This is a genomic window from Gottfriedia acidiceleris (assembly GCF_050457485.1).
In the GTDB taxonomy this organism is placed as follows: domain Bacteria; phylum Bacillota; class Bacilli; order Bacillales; family Bacillaceae_G; genus Gottfriedia; species Gottfriedia acidiceleris_D.
In genome coordinates this window covers 127,002-143,152 of the sequence record NZ_JBCMJM010000008.1, presented here as the reverse complement: position 1 = coordinate 143,152, position 16,151 = coordinate 127,002, and the positions used below count along the sequence as shown (strand labels likewise).

At 33.8% G+C, this 16,151-nt stretch carries 21 protein-coding genes and 1 pseudogene; 19 read left to right on the top strand and 3 right to left on the bottom strand.

The window, feature by feature from the left end; genetic code table 11:
* Window positions 1–50 precede the first annotated feature (50 nt).
* The 7 genes and pseudogenes from ABEY15_RS09385 to arsC all read left to right on the top strand — a co-directional run bounded on the left by ABEY15_RS09385 (window position 51) and on the right by arsC (window position 3,972).
* The gene (locus tag ABEY15_RS09385) at window positions 51–287 is read left to right on the top strand and encodes a hypothetical protein (RefSeq protein ID WP_429889784.1); all 237 of its coding nucleotides are present in this window, start codon (window positions 51–53) and stop codon (window positions 285–287) included.
* A gap of 78 nt (window positions 288–365) precedes the next feature.
* Window positions 366–752 (top strand): RidA family protein, encoded by a 387-nt coding sequence (locus ABEY15_RS09380; protein ID WP_429889783.1) that lies wholly within the window; start codon window positions 366–368, stop codon window positions 750–752.
* Window positions 753–886: 134 nt separating this feature from the next.
* Complete coding sequence (cdaS, locus tag ABEY15_RS09375; RefSeq protein ID WP_429889782.1) at window positions 887–1,513, top strand: sporulation-specific diadenylate cyclase CdaS; 627 nt, start codon at window positions 887–889, stop codon at window positions 1,511–1,513.
* A gap of 150 nt (window positions 1,514–1,663) precedes the next feature.
* On the top strand, window positions 1,664–1,981 hold the full coding sequence (locus ABEY15_RS09370; protein WP_429890063.1) for an ArsR/SmtB family transcription factor: 318 nt from the start codon (window positions 1,664–1,666) through the stop codon (window positions 1,979–1,981).
* Between the two features lie 58 nt (window positions 1,982–2,039).
* A pseudogene (locus ABEY15_RS09365) lies at window positions 2,040–2,477 on the top strand (ArsI/CadI family heavy metal resistance metalloenzyme).
* A gap of 19 nt (window positions 2,478–2,496) precedes the next feature.
* On the top strand, window positions 2,497–3,540 hold the full coding sequence (gene arsB, locus ABEY15_RS09360; RefSeq protein WP_429889781.1) for an ACR3 family arsenite efflux transporter: 1,044 nt from the start codon (window positions 2,497–2,499) through the stop codon (window positions 3,538–3,540).
* 24 nt (window positions 3,541–3,564) lie between these two features.
* Window positions 3,565–3,972, top strand: coding sequence for an arsenate reductase (thioredoxin) (gene arsC, locus ABEY15_RS09355; protein WP_429889780.1), 408 nt, complete (start codon window positions 3,565–3,567; stop codon window positions 3,970–3,972).
* Between the two features lie 289 nt (window positions 3,973–4,261).
* Here arsC and ABEY15_RS09350 read toward each other — a convergent pair whose 3' ends face one another.
* Window positions 4,262–4,720: a VOC family protein gene (locus tag ABEY15_RS09350; protein ID WP_429889779.1), complete on the bottom strand. Its 459-nt coding sequence runs from the start codon at window positions 4,718–4,720 to the stop codon at window positions 4,262–4,264.
* Between the two features lie 169 nt (window positions 4,721–4,889).
* On the opposite strand from ABEY15_RS09350, the gene ABEY15_RS09345 reads away from it, so the two are divergent.
* The 3 genes from ABEY15_RS09345 to ABEY15_RS09335 all read left to right on the top strand — a co-directional run bounded on the left by ABEY15_RS09345 (window position 4,890) and on the right by ABEY15_RS09335 (window position 7,192).
* The gene (locus ABEY15_RS09345; RefSeq protein WP_429889778.1) at window positions 4,890–5,816 is read left to right on the top strand and encodes a helix-turn-helix transcriptional regulator; all 927 of its coding nucleotides are present in this window, start codon (window positions 4,890–4,892) and stop codon (window positions 5,814–5,816) included.
* A 273-nt stretch (window positions 5,817–6,089) separates the two neighbouring features.
* Window positions 6,090–6,518: a DUF4395 domain-containing protein gene (locus ABEY15_RS09340; RefSeq protein WP_429889777.1), complete on the top strand. Its 429-nt coding sequence runs from the start codon at window positions 6,090–6,092 to the stop codon at window positions 6,516–6,518.
* A 212-nt stretch (window positions 6,519–6,730) separates the two neighbouring features.
* The gene (locus ABEY15_RS09335) at window positions 6,731–7,192 is read left to right on the top strand and encodes an SRPBCC family protein (RefSeq protein ID WP_429889776.1); all 462 of its coding nucleotides are present in this window, start codon (window positions 6,731–6,733) and stop codon (window positions 7,190–7,192) included.
* Between the two features lie 50 nt (window positions 7,193–7,242).
* Here ABEY15_RS09335 and ABEY15_RS09330 read toward each other — a convergent pair whose 3' ends face one another.
* The gene (locus ABEY15_RS09330; protein WP_429889775.1) at window positions 7,243–8,280 is read right to left on the bottom strand and encodes an LLM class flavin-dependent oxidoreductase; all 1,038 of its coding nucleotides are present in this window, start codon (window positions 8,278–8,280) and stop codon (window positions 7,243–7,245) included.
* Window positions 8,281–8,576: 296 nt separating this feature from the next.
* Here ABEY15_RS09330 and ABEY15_RS09325 point away from each other — a divergent pair, with 296 nt between their 5' ends.
* Entirely contained in the window at window positions 8,577–8,780 is a 204-nt protein-coding gene (locus ABEY15_RS09325; protein ID WP_056474875.1) for an alpha/beta-type small acid-soluble spore protein, read from the top strand.
* Window positions 8,781–8,950: 170 nt separating this feature from the next.
* Complete coding sequence (locus tag ABEY15_RS09320; protein WP_335411778.1) at window positions 8,951–9,400, top strand: RrF2 family transcriptional regulator; 450 nt, start codon at window positions 8,951–8,953, stop codon at window positions 9,398–9,400.
* Between the two features lie 312 nt (window positions 9,401–9,712).
* On the opposite strand, the gene ABEY15_RS09315 is transcribed toward ABEY15_RS09320, so the two are convergent.
* Complete coding sequence (locus ABEY15_RS09315) at window positions 9,713–10,273, bottom strand: hypothetical protein (protein ID WP_429889774.1); 561 nt, start codon at window positions 10,271–10,273, stop codon at window positions 9,713–9,715.
* A gap of 69 nt (window positions 10,274–10,342) precedes the next feature.
* Here ABEY15_RS09315 and ABEY15_RS09310 point away from each other — a divergent pair, with 69 nt between their 5' ends.
* The 7 genes from ABEY15_RS09310 (at window position 10,343) to ABEY15_RS09280 (ending at window position 16,148) form a co-directional block, all read left to right on the top strand.
* Window positions 10,343–10,669 (top strand): hypothetical protein, encoded by a 327-nt coding sequence (locus ABEY15_RS09310; protein ID WP_429889773.1) that lies wholly within the window; start codon window positions 10,343–10,345, stop codon window positions 10,667–10,669.
* 508 nt (window positions 10,670–11,177) lie between these two features.
* Complete coding sequence (locus ABEY15_RS09305; protein WP_429889772.1) at window positions 11,178–11,537, top strand: DoxX family protein; 360 nt, start codon at window positions 11,178–11,180, stop codon at window positions 11,535–11,537.
* Complete coding sequence (locus ABEY15_RS09300) at window positions 11,534–12,391, top strand: VOC family protein (RefSeq protein ID WP_429889771.1); 858 nt, start codon at window positions 11,534–11,536, stop codon at window positions 12,389–12,391. Before ABEY15_RS09305 ends, ABEY15_RS09300 begins: the two co-directional genes overlap by 4 nt.
* Window positions 12,392–12,703: 312 nt before the next feature.
* Complete coding sequence (locus ABEY15_RS09295; protein WP_429889770.1) at window positions 12,704–13,531, top strand: electron transfer flavoprotein subunit beta/FixA family protein; 828 nt, start codon at window positions 12,704–12,706, stop codon at window positions 13,529–13,531.
* Window positions 13,532–14,572, top strand: coding sequence for an electron transfer flavoprotein subunit alpha/FixB family protein (locus ABEY15_RS09290; RefSeq protein WP_429889769.1), 1,041 nt, complete (start codon window positions 13,532–13,534; stop codon window positions 14,570–14,572).
* Window positions 14,556–15,851, top strand: coding sequence for an FAD-dependent oxidoreductase (locus ABEY15_RS09285; protein WP_429889768.1), 1,296 nt, complete (start codon window positions 14,556–14,558; stop codon window positions 15,849–15,851). The genes ABEY15_RS09290 and ABEY15_RS09285 overlap by 17 nt, the downstream gene beginning before the upstream one ends.
* Window positions 15,852–16,148, top strand: coding sequence for a ferredoxin family protein (locus ABEY15_RS09280; protein ID WP_025568180.1), 297 nt, complete (start codon window positions 15,852–15,854; stop codon window positions 16,146–16,148).
* Window positions 16,149–16,151 lie beyond the last annotated feature (3 nt).

Below are 16,151 nucleotides of genomic sequence, written 5' to 3'. Positions count from 1 at the left end.
AGGTGGTGTTCTTTCTGGGTAGTAAGATTTCAGATGCAGGATTAATGCTATTGGCCATTTTTAAAGAACTTCAAGAAAAAGAGCCAGACTTTGAAAAAGGGCTTCATAATGAAGTAGGAGTAGAAATTGATGATGTCGAACCTGCATTAATAGAATTGGAAATGCAAGGATTTATAAACGGTTTAACTTGGATTAAGAGTGATATAGATCAAAAAGAATTTGCTTCATTATTTAATATTTCAATAACACCTACAGGATTAGCTAGAGTAATAGAATTATTAAGATGATATGTATACATATAAAATGACTACCTCAAATGTTTATGACATTTGAGGTTTTTTGAAAGAAAAAAGGAGGAAATATAAATGAAAATTAAAAAAGTAAACCCTGAATCTGTTGCCGCACCTGTTGGCCAATATAGTCATGTCACAATTGTCCCAAGACATGCAGAGCTAGTTGTTTTATCAGGTCAAGTAGGAAACGACAAAAACGGCGTATTTCCAAATGATATCGAAAGTCAATTTGTCAATGCACTTGAGAACATAAAAAACATTCTTGAGAGTGAGAAAGTCGAACTTAATAATCTTTTTAAACTAAACTTTTGGCTAACGGAGAAAATCGATCGTCAATTCTTTCTAGACTGTTGGAGCCAATTTCATTCTGGTAATCCACCTGCAACAACTTATGCTTATGTATCAGCGTTAGCAAATCCAGACATAAAAATAGAAGTTGAAGCATGGGCAGCAAGATAATCAAATTAGTTCGTTACGTACCATCAATTGTTCTTGAATTCAAAACCAAGTATGGTAATGATTGGTATAACATAGCCAACTTTGGGAAACTTAATTGGAGGTAATTCGGTTCGAAAGCGAGATGAAAAATTGAAATGGATGAATTCGAGTCTCAATTAAATCCCACTGTAAGAAAAAATATAACAAAAACATTAACTCAACTTAATTTAAAAATCGAAGGCATGATTGGAAGAATTGAAAATAAAGGATGCGGCATTTTAACTGAATTTGAAAATATCCATCGGGTCTTTAATAATTTACAAATGGATGCAGCCTCATTTTATTTAAATTCATATCTTTCTCCGTATACTGATATCTTTGATGAATTGACAATCACAGTTCAACACTTATCCAAACGCAAACACGGCGGATTAATTGTTGTAAAAAGAGACGACTCACTTGAAGAATTGATGAGTTCAGGGATCCACGTCGGTGCAAAACTATCTCCAGCATTGTTAGAATCAATTTTTTATCCAGGTAGCCCGTTACATGACGGTGCAGTACTGATTGAAAGTAACATGATCATTTCAGCAGGTAATGTACTTCCACTTTCTAAAATTACATACGATAATAAAAAACTTGGAACAAGGCACCGAGCAGCAGTCGGAATTTCAGAACAAAGCGATGCACTTGCTCTAGTTGTATCAGAAGAAACAGGAAATATATCTTTCGCTTATAAAGGAAGCTTATATCCTGTTCAATATGGAGCACCTATTAATTAAAACTGAAACGATCATTTTTGATCGTTTTTTTGTTTGGTTTTGTGAAGTGGTTTGCTGATTTTTTTGATTTATATATTGCAATTATTTGGTAAACTAACATATATTTAATTCATCAAGAAAATTTGATTAAGGAGAAAGTATATGACTGAGATGACACAATATTTCCAGAATTATGAGAAGAAATTTAAAGCGTTAGCTGATCAGAAGCGTCTAGAAATCATGTATGAGCTTTGCCAAAGAGGAAGTACATGTGTATGTGATTTAACAGCAACGTTTGATATGACACAATCAAAGCTCTCTTATCATTTGAAAATCTTACTAGACGCAGGGCTCATTATTAAAGAGACAAAAGGTACATGGAGCTATTACGATTTAAACGACACAGAAGTTAATAGCTTGCTATCAGAAGAGCTTTGTTGTATTTTCCGAAAATCAGATAACGCTAATCGTAACAGTAATTGTTGCTAATTTTTTTAATCTTTAAATCAACTTTATTTGATTTAACAAATTTAGGGAGGAATTCTGTATGAAATATGTTCATGTAGGGGTTAATGTGACAAATTTAGAGGCATCAATCGCTTTTTATCAAAAGGTATTTGGATTAGTACCTGTTAAAGTGAAAGAGGGATATGCGAAATTCCTGTTAGAAAATCCAGGTCTTAATTTCACATTAAACGTTCGTGATCAAGTTGAAGGGAATTAAGTAAATCACTTTGGTTTCCAAGTTGAAACAGCTGAAGAAATCTTAGCTCATAAAGAAAGACTAGAAAAAGAAGGTTTCTTTGCCCGCGAAGAAATGGATACAACTTGTTGCTATGCGGTACAAGATAAGTTTTGGGTAACAGATCCAGACGGAAATGAGTGGGAATTCTTCTATACAAAAGCAGATAGTGAAGTTCAAAAAATAGAGAATACATCTTGTTGTAAAACTTCCACCGAATCTAAATTTAATTCTTGTTGTTAGTTTGTAAAAGGAGAAGAGAATGAAACGATTATCATTTTTAGACAGATATTTAACCCTTTGGATATTCATAGCAATGGCATTTGGGATAATTCTTGGTATTTCAACACCTGGATTTGTAGATAGCCTAAACAAATTACAAGTTGGAACGACTTCAATACCTTTAGCTATCGGATTGATTTTAATGATGTATCCGCCACTGGCTAAAGTTCGTTATGAAGAGATCGGAAGAGTATTTAAAGATGTAAAAGTATTATTTCTATCGTTAATTCAAAACTGGTTAATAGGACCAGTATTAATGTTTTTATTAGCAATTATTTTTTTAAGAGATTATCCAGAGTATATGGTTGGTTTAATCATGATCGGTTTAGCACGATGCATTGCGATGGTTATCGTATGGAATGATTTAGCTGATGGTGATCGTGAATATGCGGCTGGATTAGTAGCCTTTAACTCCATTTTCCAAATGATTTTCTTCTCTGTTTACGCATATTTCTTCGTAACAGTATTACCAAAAGTTTTTGGTTTAGAAGGAATGTCAATCGATATTACAATGCCAGAAGTGGCAAAATCAGTTTTCATTTATTTAGGAATTCCATTTTTAGCAGGACTATTTACAAGGTTATTTCTTGTAAGAGCCAAAGGTAGAGATTGGTATGAAAAAGAATTTATTCCTAAAATCAGTCCAATTACGTTAATTGCATTATTGTTTACAATTGTTGTGATGTTTTCTTTGAAGGGAGAAGTAATTGTAGAACTTCCTTTAGATGTTGTTCGTATCGCAATTCCTTTATTAATCTATTTCATCATTATGTTCTTTGTTTCTTTCTTCTTAGGGAAGAAATCGGGAGCAAGTTATGGAGTTTCAACAACTTTAGCTTTCACAGCTGGAAGTAATAATTTTGAATTAGCAATTGCAGTTGCAGTTGGAGTGTTTGGAATTAATTCAGGAGCGGCATTTGCAGCAGTAATTGGTCCATTGGTTGAAGTACCCGTAATGATTGCGTTGGTTAACACAGCGTTGTGGATGAAAAGAAAATATTTTGCAAAAGAAACAACAATATAATTTTTAAACAAAGGTGGAATAAACATGGCAGATAATAAAAAAACAATTTACTTCTTATGTACCGGAAACTCCTGCCGCAGTCAAATGGCAGAAGCTTGGGGAAAACAATATTTAGGAAATGAATGGAATGTCTTATCAGCTGGGATTGAAGCACATGGTGTGAATCCAAATGCAATTAAAGCAATGGATGAAGTTGACATCGATATTGGAAATCAAACATCAGATGTAATCGATAATAACATCTTAAACAATGCAGATATAGTCGTGACTTTATGTGGTCATGCGAATGATGTATGTCCAGTAACACCACCACATGTGAAACGTGTTCATTGGGGATTTGATGATCCAGCAGGTCAAGAATGGAGTGTATTCCAAAGAGTGCGTGATCAAATTGGACTTCGTATTAAACAATTTGCTGAAACTGGGGAATAGATAAAGAACCTTCTATCATGGAAGGTTCTTTTGTTTACATTGATAAATGGGACTCTGGTATTCACTTTTCACTTGGACGAAATGTCTTAGGGGATAATATCACAAAACAGTCTTTTCTAGTAAGCAAAAATCAACATTTTGTTTAACAGAGCCAAATATTTAAACACTACACATGCATTAGGGGTAATAAGGTCAATAGTCGCTAAAGCAACTTTTATTACCTATAAAAAAATACCTAATTTAAAATTAGGTATTAAATAGATGTCTATTGCGCAATAAATCTAAACGGTCAATTTTCTTTTTGATGACCTCTTTTTACAGCCTCTTCTGATAGTGCTGTGAAAATTTGAAAAGTAATACCGAATTTGTCGGTTACAATAGCGTAGGCAGGACTAAAATGAACTTGTTTCAGTGGCATCACCACTTGACCATCTTGTTTCAATAATTCGTAAAACTTATTTGTTTTCTCTATTTCATTGGTAGTAATACAGATGTTAACATTGTTCCCGTTTCGATATTGTAAACCTGGAAACATATCAGCAACCATGATATTGGTCTCTCCGATTTTTAATATTGCGTGTGCTACTAAATCCTTCAAATTTTCTGGTAGAGGGGAATTAGGATCTTCTGGTGCATCCCCAAATGTTTGGCAAAATAATAGATTTGCATCGAGTGATTCCTTGTAAAAATCAATAGCTTCCTTTGCATTTCCATCCATCATCAAAAATGAATTTAATTGTACTGTCAAATTAAACAACTCCTTTAGATTTTAGTGTAATATGCTTGTTTAAATCTTTGGTCAGTATAGTAATCCAATATACAAATGAGATTGTATTGTTTCCTACATCAATATTGATTACACTAACTAGTGTAGTGCCTAAAGGTGACAAAAGTAGGCACCATTAAGAGGTGTTTTTATGAAAAAATCAGAACGAATTAATCAAATACTTCGCTTCATCAATCAAAAACAGCATTTTACACTTCAAGATTTAATGCAGGAATTTCAGATTTCAAAAAGGACAGCACTTAGAGATATAGCTTCACTAGAAGAAATTGGAGCTCCAATCTATGCAGAATATGGTCGTTATGGAGGATATCGTTTACTTAATCAAATGAAGCTTCCACCTATTTATTTTAATAATCAAGAAATCCTTGCGCTTTACTTTGCAATGCAGTCACTTCGAAGTTTTTCAAATTTACCTTTTCAAGTATCCTATCGTACAATTCATGAAAAGTTCATAAAAGTACTGTCGGAATGTCAAAAACAAGAAATAGAGAGGATGCAAAATCGCGTGTCCTTTCAACATACTGAACAAATTAGAGAAAGCATACATTTAGAAATATTATTAATGGCTGCTGTTCAAAATATTGTACTAAAAATAACCTATCAAAACAGCTTTCGTACTATTCACCCGATTGCTATTTACATAATGAAGGGATATTGGTATTGTCAAGCATATGATATGGATAAAACGGCTTACCGTGTTTTTCGCTGTGATCGTATCTCTTCAGCTGAAATAACAACCATTCAACCTTTGGAGGAATTAAAAGAAATTACTAAGCAAAATTCGCATTCACTTTGGAAGCCGTCAGAAAATGCAATCCAATTTAAGTGGTTGATTAACCAAGCAGGAATAGAATTATTTCAACAGGAACATTATCCATCCATGAAATTAATCTACGAGTTGGAAAATGCATATATTATTGGTACATATGAGCCAAATGAACTTGGCTTTATCATTAAATATCTTGCCAGATTAGGACAAACAGTAAAAATCATAGAGCCTACTAATTTAAAGGAAACTTTACGACAATATTATAGAGATATTCTTGAAAATATATAATCGAAGGGTTCTATCAAATTTTTGATAAGCTTAAGGAATACAATATTGAAAAAGAACTTGGTTTAAGCAATTGACGCAATGCTTTAGTTGAATAAGAGTTTCTAAAGGTTGTCAAATTAGACAACCTTTTTTTAGTTCAACATTAATTTAAATTTGACGCAGCCTTTCGTTTTAAAATTATTTTACTTTTTTCAGAAATTATGGATTGTATTGTTTTTGAAATCATATTATGATTATACTTAATTATTCCGATACGAAAGGTTGGTTTTATGTATGTCTAATTCAAAAATAAATACAATTCCATTACCTTTAGTTCGTACAAATCAATGGACGATCTTTATTTCTGTTATATTAACTTGGGTCACTGGTCAGTATTGGCTACTACTTATTCCTTTAATTAGTGGTCTTAGTGGAATACTTTTTGATTTCCATCCGATCATAAAATTGGCTAAACGTTTTTTAAAAAAGAAACCATCGAGCTATCCGCAAGAGGATAAAGGCCAACAAAATTTTAATCAAACAATTGCAGTAACCTGCTTATCACTAGCATTTATTGGTGCATTAGTTGGTTGGAACGTATTATTTTATGTGTTTTCAATTATGGTTGCATTAGCATCGATTATCGCAATCAATGGATTTTGCATTGGATGCTATATTCATTTTCAATGGAACCAATATAAATACCGAAAAAGCTTAAGGTAAATTAAATAAAAGTCGGAGTCTTCTTATTAAATGAGAGGGCTTTTTTTATGATATGAAAACACATTTCGGTATAATAGAATTAGTCTTTGAAATTTTGGTGATCTCCATGGTTTTTAAAGTGATTTAAACGAAAAAAACAAAAATTAGAAATTGAGGATTAACTTTAAACGAAATAGATAAAATTTTTGCTTCAGGAAGGAAGAATACAACTAATGATTAAATGGAAAGAAGACATTGTTATTAATACAAATATTGAAAAAGTATGGAGTCTATTTTTAGATAAAAATATTAAGAAAATAATGCCTAAAGTTGAAGAGCATAATTTAATCGATAAAAACGAAAACGAAGTAGGTGCAAAGCATCAGCAAAGTTATAGAGAAGGAAAACGTGTAGAATCTTATATTGTTGAAACTTTAGCATACGAAGATACTGAATCCTATAAAAAAAAGCAAATCTATTTTGTTTTAGCAAATGCATTTGAAACGAATCTGACATTTACATTAGAAAAAATCGACGATACACATACAAAATTTATTTATGAAGGCACAAATGCTGGAGTAAATTTTATCGGACGAGCGATGTTAAAGCTAGCTAATCCAAAGGGGAATAATTTAAAAGCAGTACATGATTTTTTACAAAGAGTCGAACAAGAAGCTTTAAATGAGCAGGATTAATAGGAATTTCGATACATAAAAAAGGAGAGCATCTTATACTCTCCTTTTTGTTATTTATTTGAAACTTTACTTAATAATTCATATGAATATAAACGTGCTGCATGATCGAAAACAGAACCATTTACCATAATCTCATCAGCTTTTGTTATATTTAAAACTGTTTGTAGCTTTTCAGTAACGGTTTCGATTGTACCAATAGCAGATAGTTTCATTTGATTTTCAAGTGTTTCTTTTTCAAATGGACTCCAAATTTCATCCATATCGTCAACTGGTGGTTTTAAAAGAGCTGGTTTACCACCTCGAACTAAGTTTAAAAATGATTGTTGCTGTGTTGTGAAAAGTCTTTTTGCTTCTTGATCTGTGTCAGCAACGACAACATTTAAGCCAATCATTGCATATGGTTCATCTAATACATCAGATGGTTTAAAGTTATTGTGATACAACTGCATTGCTTGGACTGTATAGTCTGGTGCGAAATGTGCTGCAAATGCAAATGGTAAACCTAATTCAGCAGCTAACTGAGCACTAAAGCCACTTGATCCTAATAACCAAATTGGTATATTTAAACCTTCACCAGGTACAGCTTGAACCGTTAAACTGCCTATTCCACCTGGCGGATTAAAGTAATTACGTAATTCCTCTAATTGGGCAGGGAAGTCTTCGTGGCTGCGTAAATCTCTACGTAACGCTCTAGTTGTAGACATATCACTGCCAGGGGCACGACCTAATCCGAGATCAACACGACCTGGATGTAGTGATTCTAATGTACCAAATTGTTCTGCTATGACTAATGGAGCATGATTTGGTAACATGATGCCTCCAGAACCAACTCGAATCGTTGATGTTCCACTTGCAATATGTCCAATTATAACTGAAGTAGCTGAACTTGCAACTGCTGGCATATTATGATGTTCGGCAAACCAGTAACGGTGATATCCCCATTTTTCTGCATGCTGTGCTAAATCAAGACTATTTTTAAAAGCATCTGCAGGAGTGCTTCCTTCAACAACTGGTGCTAAGTCTAATACAGATAAAGGTATTTCACTTAAATTCTTAGCAACTTTATCTTGGAAACGATTATTCATCATAAAATTTTCCTCCTAAATAACAATTTTCAATATATGGAAATAACGAGACGTTTTCATTTGATAAACTGTGTTTTAATTATATACAGTATGCTAAGATTATAGAAAATCTAAAGACATAATACAAGCTTTTGAACTTGGAAATATTTATACAGGAAAACTTCATATGGTAACAAGAAGTACTTTTGGTAAAAAGAAAAAAATTTGTAAATAAATGTATAGAATAAATTTTTAGAATCATACTATCTTTAATCTGATAAACAACATCAGAGCATCCAAAAGACAAAGGAGTCGACAACATGGCAAACAGAAGATCTTCAAATCAATATGCTTCACCAAATGCAAATTCAGCAATTGAGCAAATGAAGTTCGAAATAGCTTCTGAATTTGGAGTGCACTTAGGACCAGACACAACTTCACGCGCTAACGGTTCAGTTGGTGGAGAAATTACGAAGCGTCTAGTTCAAATGGCAGAACAAAGCCTAGGCGGATATGCTCGTTAAATAAAAAATGAGGATGGAAAGCATACTTTCTATCCTTTTTTTATTGTCTAAAAACAACTAGATCCTTCTAGTAAATCGTTATCTACTCATTTAAACAAGACTAAAAACTACTATATACTTGCAAGGGAAACAAAAACGGGGGATAATAATATCACTGGATGGTGATAAATATGTCAAGTTGTAAAAATTCCGTTACACCTAAGTGGTTCGGATTTGCTATTCAGGCATTAGTTTTACTAGCAACAACAGAAGGGGTTACACCAAGTAAAGCAATCGCAAAACATATTAGATCAGGTGTTTCATTTATGAGAAGAATCATGGCTCCCCTCGTAAAAGAAAAAATAGTAGAAGCAAGAGAGGGACGAGATGGCGGCTATTTATTAGCTAAGTCACCTGAGGAAATTACCTTAAAACAAGTCTTCATTGCCTTACAAATGACAGAACCTCTATCAACCGCACTAATTGAATCCACATCTGACTGTACTAGTGGACGTGTAATGAACAATGTATTTTCAGACTTTGCAATTGAAGCAGAAGAGCACTTACTTGGCTTTTTATGTAACTATACTTTGGCGGATTTTGTAAGACGTGCCAGTCATAAAACAATCGAATCACTTTAAAAATATCGTACATTTGGATGTACGATATTTTTATTTTGTTGGGGACAGAGGACTACATATATAAACCAGAGTGTGCAAAGCTGTCATGTCTGCGAATAACGAGTTAGGTGCAAATAAAATATTCAAATCTGCAAATAACAGTCAATCACTATAACACACTATTTAAAAAAATACTTTAACAATGCCATAAAGAGCTCTTAATTCGTCTCAAATGACCAAGGCATCTCCTCGAAAATGTCATAAAACAAGATCAGAGTCAAACAAACTTTTTAAAAGTGTAAGTGCACTTCATTTAATATTTCTTCCGATTTTTTAATTTGGTCTATATGAAGTTGAAACTCCAGGTAAAACTTTATAATAAATATTATTTAATGCGAATGCTGTTCCTGTGAGATATGCAACTCCGCCATTGTTTTTATTCATTGATACAGCACCGCTCACTGTTGAACCCAAAGCTCCCATACCACCTATTGGAGCATCTCTCTTAAAACCAGAATGATATCTTAATTTCACAAGTCCAGAAAAACTATAAGGCCATGCTGTAGCAGGCTTAACAGACCAATATACAGTTCTACCTGTGTCGCTTGCTACAATACTAGATCGTCCACCAGGTCCAGTAGCTGATGAAAATGGTACAATACTATACTCATTCGAAATATCACTTACAGCACTATTAGGATGATTAAAAATTGCATTAGAAATTTCTGGATCATTCTTAAAACTCCTAACTGTAATCTCATCATCCATATAGATAATTTCACCAGTTTGAAGTATTTTTTCTAGTTCTTGATCAGCATTTTCACTTGCTGATGTTGTAGTAACTAATGCAAAATAAAAAAGAATAAAGAATGTGGATAAGATGATTTTTTTCATAAAATTTTCCTCCTTTTTAATTAAATATTTTTATATAATAATAAAAAATAATAATGTGGGGTGTTTTATTTGGAGCAAAATGATTATTATCAAAATTTATTAAAAAGGCTTTGTAAAGCTAATCATATCTCTCCCCGAAAACCTAGATTTGAAAGCGTTGATGGTTTCGTAATTATTCATGTTAAAAATCATTTGAAAGAAGGAGTAGATTTAGAAAGCTTTAAAATATTAAATCTTATTTATCAAACAGTTGTACCTTTAGGCATAAAGTTCAATCAACAATTATTTTTATATCCAAATGGGGATCGATTAGATAGAGTAACGATCTCTTTTAGCAGAAATGATTATATGGTTTTAAACAAGAAACTGGAAACAGGAGATATAAATAATGAGTAAAAATAGTTTTAATTAATTATTTTTTTACAAAGCATCAGTAAAGTAATTTTACGAATTCTTTTAAATATTTATATGGGATACTATAAAAGTAACAAAAATAATTTAGAAAATTTTGGGGGAAAGTGAAAAATGTATGAATTTTTTTAGATTTAATGCATCTGTCCATGGTATGCGGACGAGGTGATAGCTTTCTCCAAGCTTTCTGACATCGTACAAAAAATTAGTCCCTTACTAGTTTCAACAAGCCTAAAAATTCTAACTTTGATAGAAAGTTAAACAAAAATCAAAAATGCACTTGAAGCGAGAACAGTTATCGCATATACTGTACTTAAATCACTTACTTACAAAAAGTAACCATCTAATATCAATCACACTATTTTTTTATTCTTTACTGTCTTCGAATAAAGAACAGTAAACGAAATAAAATCAAATGCAGTATAAAATTCTAATAATAACTATGCTTAAATTAAGCTCAGTTAAACAACAAAAAAAGGGGAGAGATTTTTAAATGAAATGGTTTACCCGAATTATTCAAGGGATATTAATTATTGCATTTCTATTATCTGGATTTGTGAAATTAAGTGGAAATACTCAGATGTTACATGATTTTAAAGAGGTTTATGGTTATTCAAAAGGGATGATGTATACGATTGGTTCATTTGAAGTGTTAGGTGCAATTGGTTTATTAGTTGGTTATTGGAAGTTGCTATTAGGTAAGCTTGCTTCAGTTGGATTAGCAATTATTATGGTAGGAGCTGTATTTACTCATTTACATGCGGGTCAAGGCATGAGTGTTGCAATGGCTCCATTCGTTCTGTTAGTGTTAACATTAATTGTATTATTTTCTAGAGGAGGTAAATTAAAATGAATTTTCATCAAAAGCCAAAGGTTTATGCTCCAACAGTTGAATTAAAAGTTGCAAATTTAGAGCGTTCATTAGCGTTTTATCAAGAGGTTATTGGTTTGAAAGTTTTGGAATATTCAACTACAAATGCTAGTTTAACAGCGGATGGGGTAAATGTTTTAATTAAATTAGAGCAACCAGACAATGTTACACCTAGAAATGAGCAAAATACTGGATTATATCATTTTGCATTATTAGTACCTACTCGAAAAGATTTAGGTATCGTGCTTAAGCATCTGATTGAAACTAGAAATCCACTTCAAGGTGGTTCGGATCATTTAGTGAGTGAAGCAATCTATTTAGCGGATCCAGATATGAATGGGATTGAAATTTATGCAGATCGTCCATCAGAGAATTGGCAATGGCATAATGAGTATGTCGTTATGGATAGTAAACGATTAGATGTAGAGGGTCTATTAGAACTTGCTGAGAATGAAGCTTTTACTGGACTACCAAAAGGAACAATTATGGGTCATATCCATTTACAAGTTTCTGATTTAAAAAGCACAGAGAAGTTTTATTGTGAAGGGCTTGGATTTGATGTTGTAACGAAATATGGAAGCCAGGCATTATTTATTTCAACTGGACATTATCATCATCACATCGGTTTAAATACTTGGCATAGTGCAGGAGGAGTTGCACCTTCTGATAGCAGTGCAGGATTAAAGAATTTTACGTTGTTATATCCAAGTGAAGAAGAAAAATCGGTGGTAGTCAATCGTTTAAAGAATATGGGAGCTTTTGTTTTTGTAGAAAATGGCGTTACATTTACAAAGGACCCTTCAGGCATCACAATCCAACTATTGGTTGGTAAATGAAAAACAAAAATACAAAAAATTTGAGTATCAGACTGATTGCTAGCGCTTGTCTTTCGAGGCGTGAAGTCTGGTGAAGAGCGGAGTTACCCCGGTCGGTAATGAACACCGCAGACAGGCGAAGCAACGAAGAAAGCGAGCGTTTGGCAGGCAGTCTGAGAGACATTTTCAACTACAAAGTTGGAGATGTCTCTTTTTTTCGTTTCTCATTTTTTCGTTGCTTTCTATCATATTTTTTCAATAAAAATAATATATTTGAACAACATGTACATTTACTAACTATGGGAGACGGGAAGAAAAAGGGAGAGTGAAAAAGTGTTACATATTGTGGTTTGTATAAAACAAGTGCCTGATACGAAAATCATTAAGATGAATCCTAAAACAAATACGATGGACCGTGCAAGTGCTCCAGCAATATTAAATCCGTATGATGCTCATGCTGTGGAGGAAGCTGTTCGAATTAAGAACAAATACGGTGGAACAGTTTCGGTTATTACGATGGGGCCACCACCTGCTGTAAAAGCTATAAGAAAATGTATTGAAATCGGTGCAGATGAAGGGTATATGATTTCAGACCGAGCATTTGCTGGGGCAGATACTTTAGCGACAAGTTATGCTTTGACAAAGGCGATTGAGAAAATAGGACAAATTCAAGCGATTGATTTAATCATTTGTGGAAAGATGACAATTGACGGTGACACTGGACAAGTTGGACCAGGGATTGCACGTCGTTTAGATATACCGCCGTTAACATCAGTTAAGAAGGTTCAAGAAATTAATAAAGAAGAAGGCTATGCAATTGTTCATCGAAAAATAGAAGATGGTCATGAAGTGATTAAAACGAGTTTACCTTGTTTATTTGCAGTTGAGAAGGAAATCAATGAAGTTCCTTATTCATCACTTACAAATATGATAAAGGCTGCAAGGTATAACCCGACCATTTGGGCCGTGAAGGATTTAGAAGATATTGATATTAAACAATTAGGTCTAAAAGGTTCACCAACAATTGTATCGAAAGTATGGGCTCCACCGAAGGCTAAAGGTGGAACGGTTTTTGAAGGAACTTCATTAGAAAAAGTAAATGAATTAATGAAGATTTTAAATGAGAAGAAAGAGTTATTTGAAGTGAAAGGAGGGGTATAAATGGATTTCTCAGAGTACAAAGGTATTTGGGTGTTTATTGAAGAAAACGATAAAGTCATAGCACCCGTGTCACTTGAATTGCTTGGAGCTGGTAAAGAATTAGCAGAAAAACGTGGTTGCGAATTAGCAGGATTATTAATTGGTGAAAATGTGAAATCATTAGCCCCTACGTTATTTGAATACGGTGCTGATATCGTTTACGTATATGATGATCCAATTTTTAAGGATTATCGTACCGAGTCTTATATGAAAGCAGTACTCGAATGCTGTAACAAATATAAGCCCGAAATCTTATTGTATGGCGCAACTTCTAAAGGGAAGGATTTAGCAAGTGCAGTTGCAACTGACTTACCTACAGGTTTAACAGCCGATACAACTGTATTAGATGTTGAAGAAGATACAGGACTATTATTAGCTAGTCGTCCAGCATTTGGTGGAAATATAATGGCTACTATTCTTTGTAAGAAATATAGACCTCAAATGGCTACAGTTCGTCCAAAGGTAATGAAAGCGCTCGCTCCGATTCCTGATGCTGAGGGAGTTGTAATCGAAGAGGAAATTGATTTAAAAGAAGAAGATATTCGTACAAAAGTATTAGAGATTGTACGTGCAACAACAAAAAAGGTTCGCATTGACGAAGCCGATATTATCGTAGCTGGTGGTAAAGGATTAGGTAGTAAAGACGGATTTCAGTTGATTCATATGTTTGCTGAATCGATTGGAGCGGCTGTTGGAGCAAGTCGTGATGTAGTTGAAGCTGGCTGGGTTGAACATCATCATCAAGTAGGTCAGACTGGCGTGACGGTTACACCAAAAATTTATTTTGCAATTGGGATATCTGGCGCAATACAACATATTGTTGGGATGCAAAATTCAGGTCTCATTATTGCGATAAATAAAGATCCGAATGCGGCAATTTTTCAATCTTGTCATTATGGCATCGTAGGAGACGCATTTGAAATTGTACCAATGCTGATTAACCAATTCCAAGAAAGTTTTTCTTTAAAGGAGGAAAATCACGATCATGCCGGAAAAATTTGATGTAATTGTCGTTGGAGCAGGCCCAGCAGGAATTTCATGTGCATACGAGCTCGCAAAAAATGGTGTTAATGTTGTCCTTATTGAAAGAGGAGAGTATCCTGGTTCGAAAAATGTTATGGGTGGCGTATTGTATCGTAAAATGATGGAGGACGTTATACCTGAATTTTGGAAGGATGCACCAATTGAGCGTGTGATTGTAGAGCAACGAGTTATGATGCTTGATAAACAATCTGCCACTACCTTTGGATATAAAGGTCTTGAATTTGCTGAAGAACCTTATAATAATTTTACGGTTCTTCGCTCAAAGTTTGATCAATGGTTTGCTCAAAAAGCAGTCGAACAAGGTGCATTATTAATCAATGAAACAGTTGTTCTCGAGTGTATTGTTGAAAACGATATGGTTGTTGGGGTAAGAACGGATCGACCTGATGGTGATTTATATGCCGATGTGGTAGTACTTGCTGATGGCGTAAATTCACTTTTAGGAAAATCTTTAGGTTTCCATAAAGAATGGAGACCAGATGAAGTCGCTTTAGCGACAATGGAAATATTAAAGCTGGATAGTAAAATAATTCAAGATCGATTTGGTCTTGAAGGTAACCAAGGGGTAGCAATCGAGCTATTTGGAGATGCGACAAAAGGCATAGTTGGCACAGGATTTTTATATACAAATAAAGATTCTCTTAGTATTGGGGTCGGTACATTATTATCCGGAATGATTGAAAACAAATTGAAACCTTATGATTTACTTGAATACGTTAAGAATCATCCGATGATAAGACCGTATATTCAAGGAAGCGAACCTCAAGAATACCTTGCTCATTTAATTCCAGAAGGTGGGTACAAATCAATTCCTAAATTGGTAGGAAACGGAGTATTGGTAATTGGTGATGCAGCACAATTAGTAAACGCAATTCATCGTGAAGGCTCAAATATGGCAATGACATCTGGAAGATTAGCAGCAGAGACCATTATCGAAGCAAAAGCGATTGATAACTACTCTGATGTTGCTTTAAAACCGTACGCTGATAAATTACTAAATAGCTTCGTAGGACAGGATTTGAAAAAATATAAAGATGCAACACATCATTTTGAAAAATTCCCTCAATATTTCGAGCAATACATTCCACTATTAAATAAATCTGCCAGCCAAATGTTTACCGTAGATGGTACATCTAAATGGGAAAAACAAAAGAATATTATGAGTAATATAGGAGGAGCAAAGGCTAAACTTAAGCTTGCGAAAGATGTATACAAAGCATGGAAGGTGATGAAATAAATGAGTGAGACAAAAAAAGAAAGTACTATCGAAGAAAAGCAGTATCTCGTTCGTTTTAATGCCGATACAAAATCGCACTTAACTGTACTAGATTCCGATATTTGCATGACAAAATGTCCCGATAAAATCTGTACGATATTTTGTCCAGCAGAAGTTTATAAATGGGAAAATATTCGAATGCATGTTGGATACGAAGGATGTCATGAATGTGGAAGTTGTAGAATAGGCTGTCCTCATCAAAATATTAAATGGGAATATCCGAAAGGTGGGCACGGAATTATATTTAGATTGGGGTGATCG

Excerpts from the sequence above, each read along its gene's own strand:
- ABEY15_RS09285 (WP_429889768.1), top strand. The coding sequence starts at position 14,556 with ATGCCGGAAAAATTTGATGTAATTGTCGTTGGAGCAGGCCCAGCAGGA.
- ABEY15_RS09300 (WP_429889771.1), top strand. The coding sequence starts at position 11,534 with ATGAATTTTCATCAAAAGCCAAAGGTTTATGCTCCAACAGTTGAATTA.
- arsB (WP_429889781.1), top strand. The coding sequence starts at position 2,497 with ATGAAACGATTATCATTTTTAGACAGATATTTAACCCTTTGGATATTC.
- ABEY15_RS09340 (WP_429889777.1), top strand. The coding sequence starts at position 6,090 with ATGTCTAATTCAAAAATAAATACAATTCCATTACCTTTAGTTCGTACA.
- ABEY15_RS09325 (WP_056474875.1), top strand. The coding sequence starts at position 8,577 with ATGGCAAACAGAAGATCTTCAAATCAATATGCTTCACCAAATGCAAAT.
- cdaS (WP_429889782.1), top strand. The coding sequence starts at position 887 with ATGGATGAATTCGAGTCTCAATTAAATCCCACTGTAAGAAAAAATATA.
- ABEY15_RS09345 (WP_429889778.1), top strand. The coding sequence starts at position 4,890 with ATGAAAAAATCAGAACGAATTAATCAAATACTTCGCTTCATCAATCAA.
- arsC (WP_429889780.1), top strand. The coding sequence starts at position 3,565 with ATGGCAGATAATAAAAAAACAATTTACTTCTTATGTACCGGAAACTCC.
- ABEY15_RS09315 (WP_429889774.1), bottom strand. The coding sequence starts at position 10,273 with ATGAAAAAAATCATCTTATCCACATTCTTTATTCTTTTTTATTTTGCA.
- ABEY15_RS09280 (WP_025568180.1), top strand. The coding sequence starts at position 15,852 with ATGAGTGAGACAAAAAAAGAAAGTACTATCGAAGAAAAGCAGTATCTC.
- ABEY15_RS09330 (WP_429889775.1), bottom strand. The coding sequence starts at position 8,280 with ATGATGAATAATCGTTTCCAAGATAAAGTTGCTAAGAATTTAAGTGAA.
- ABEY15_RS09380 (WP_429889783.1), top strand. The coding sequence starts at position 366 with ATGAAAATTAAAAAAGTAAACCCTGAATCTGTTGCCGCACCTGTTGGC.
- ABEY15_RS09305 (WP_429889772.1), top strand. The coding sequence starts at position 11,178 with ATGAAATGGTTTACCCGAATTATTCAAGGGATATTAATTATTGCATTT.
- ABEY15_RS09320 (WP_335411778.1), top strand. The coding sequence starts at position 8,951 with ATGTCAAGTTGTAAAAATTCCGTTACACCTAAGTGGTTCGGATTTGCT.
- ABEY15_RS09370 (WP_429890063.1), top strand. The coding sequence starts at position 1,664 with ATGACACAATATTTCCAGAATTATGAGAAGAAATTTAAAGCGTTAGCT.
- ABEY15_RS09335 (WP_429889776.1), top strand. The coding sequence starts at position 6,731 with ATGATTAAATGGAAAGAAGACATTGTTATTAATACAAATATTGAAAAA.
- ABEY15_RS09290 (WP_429889769.1), top strand. The coding sequence starts at position 13,532 with ATGGATTTCTCAGAGTACAAAGGTATTTGGGTGTTTATTGAAGAAAAC.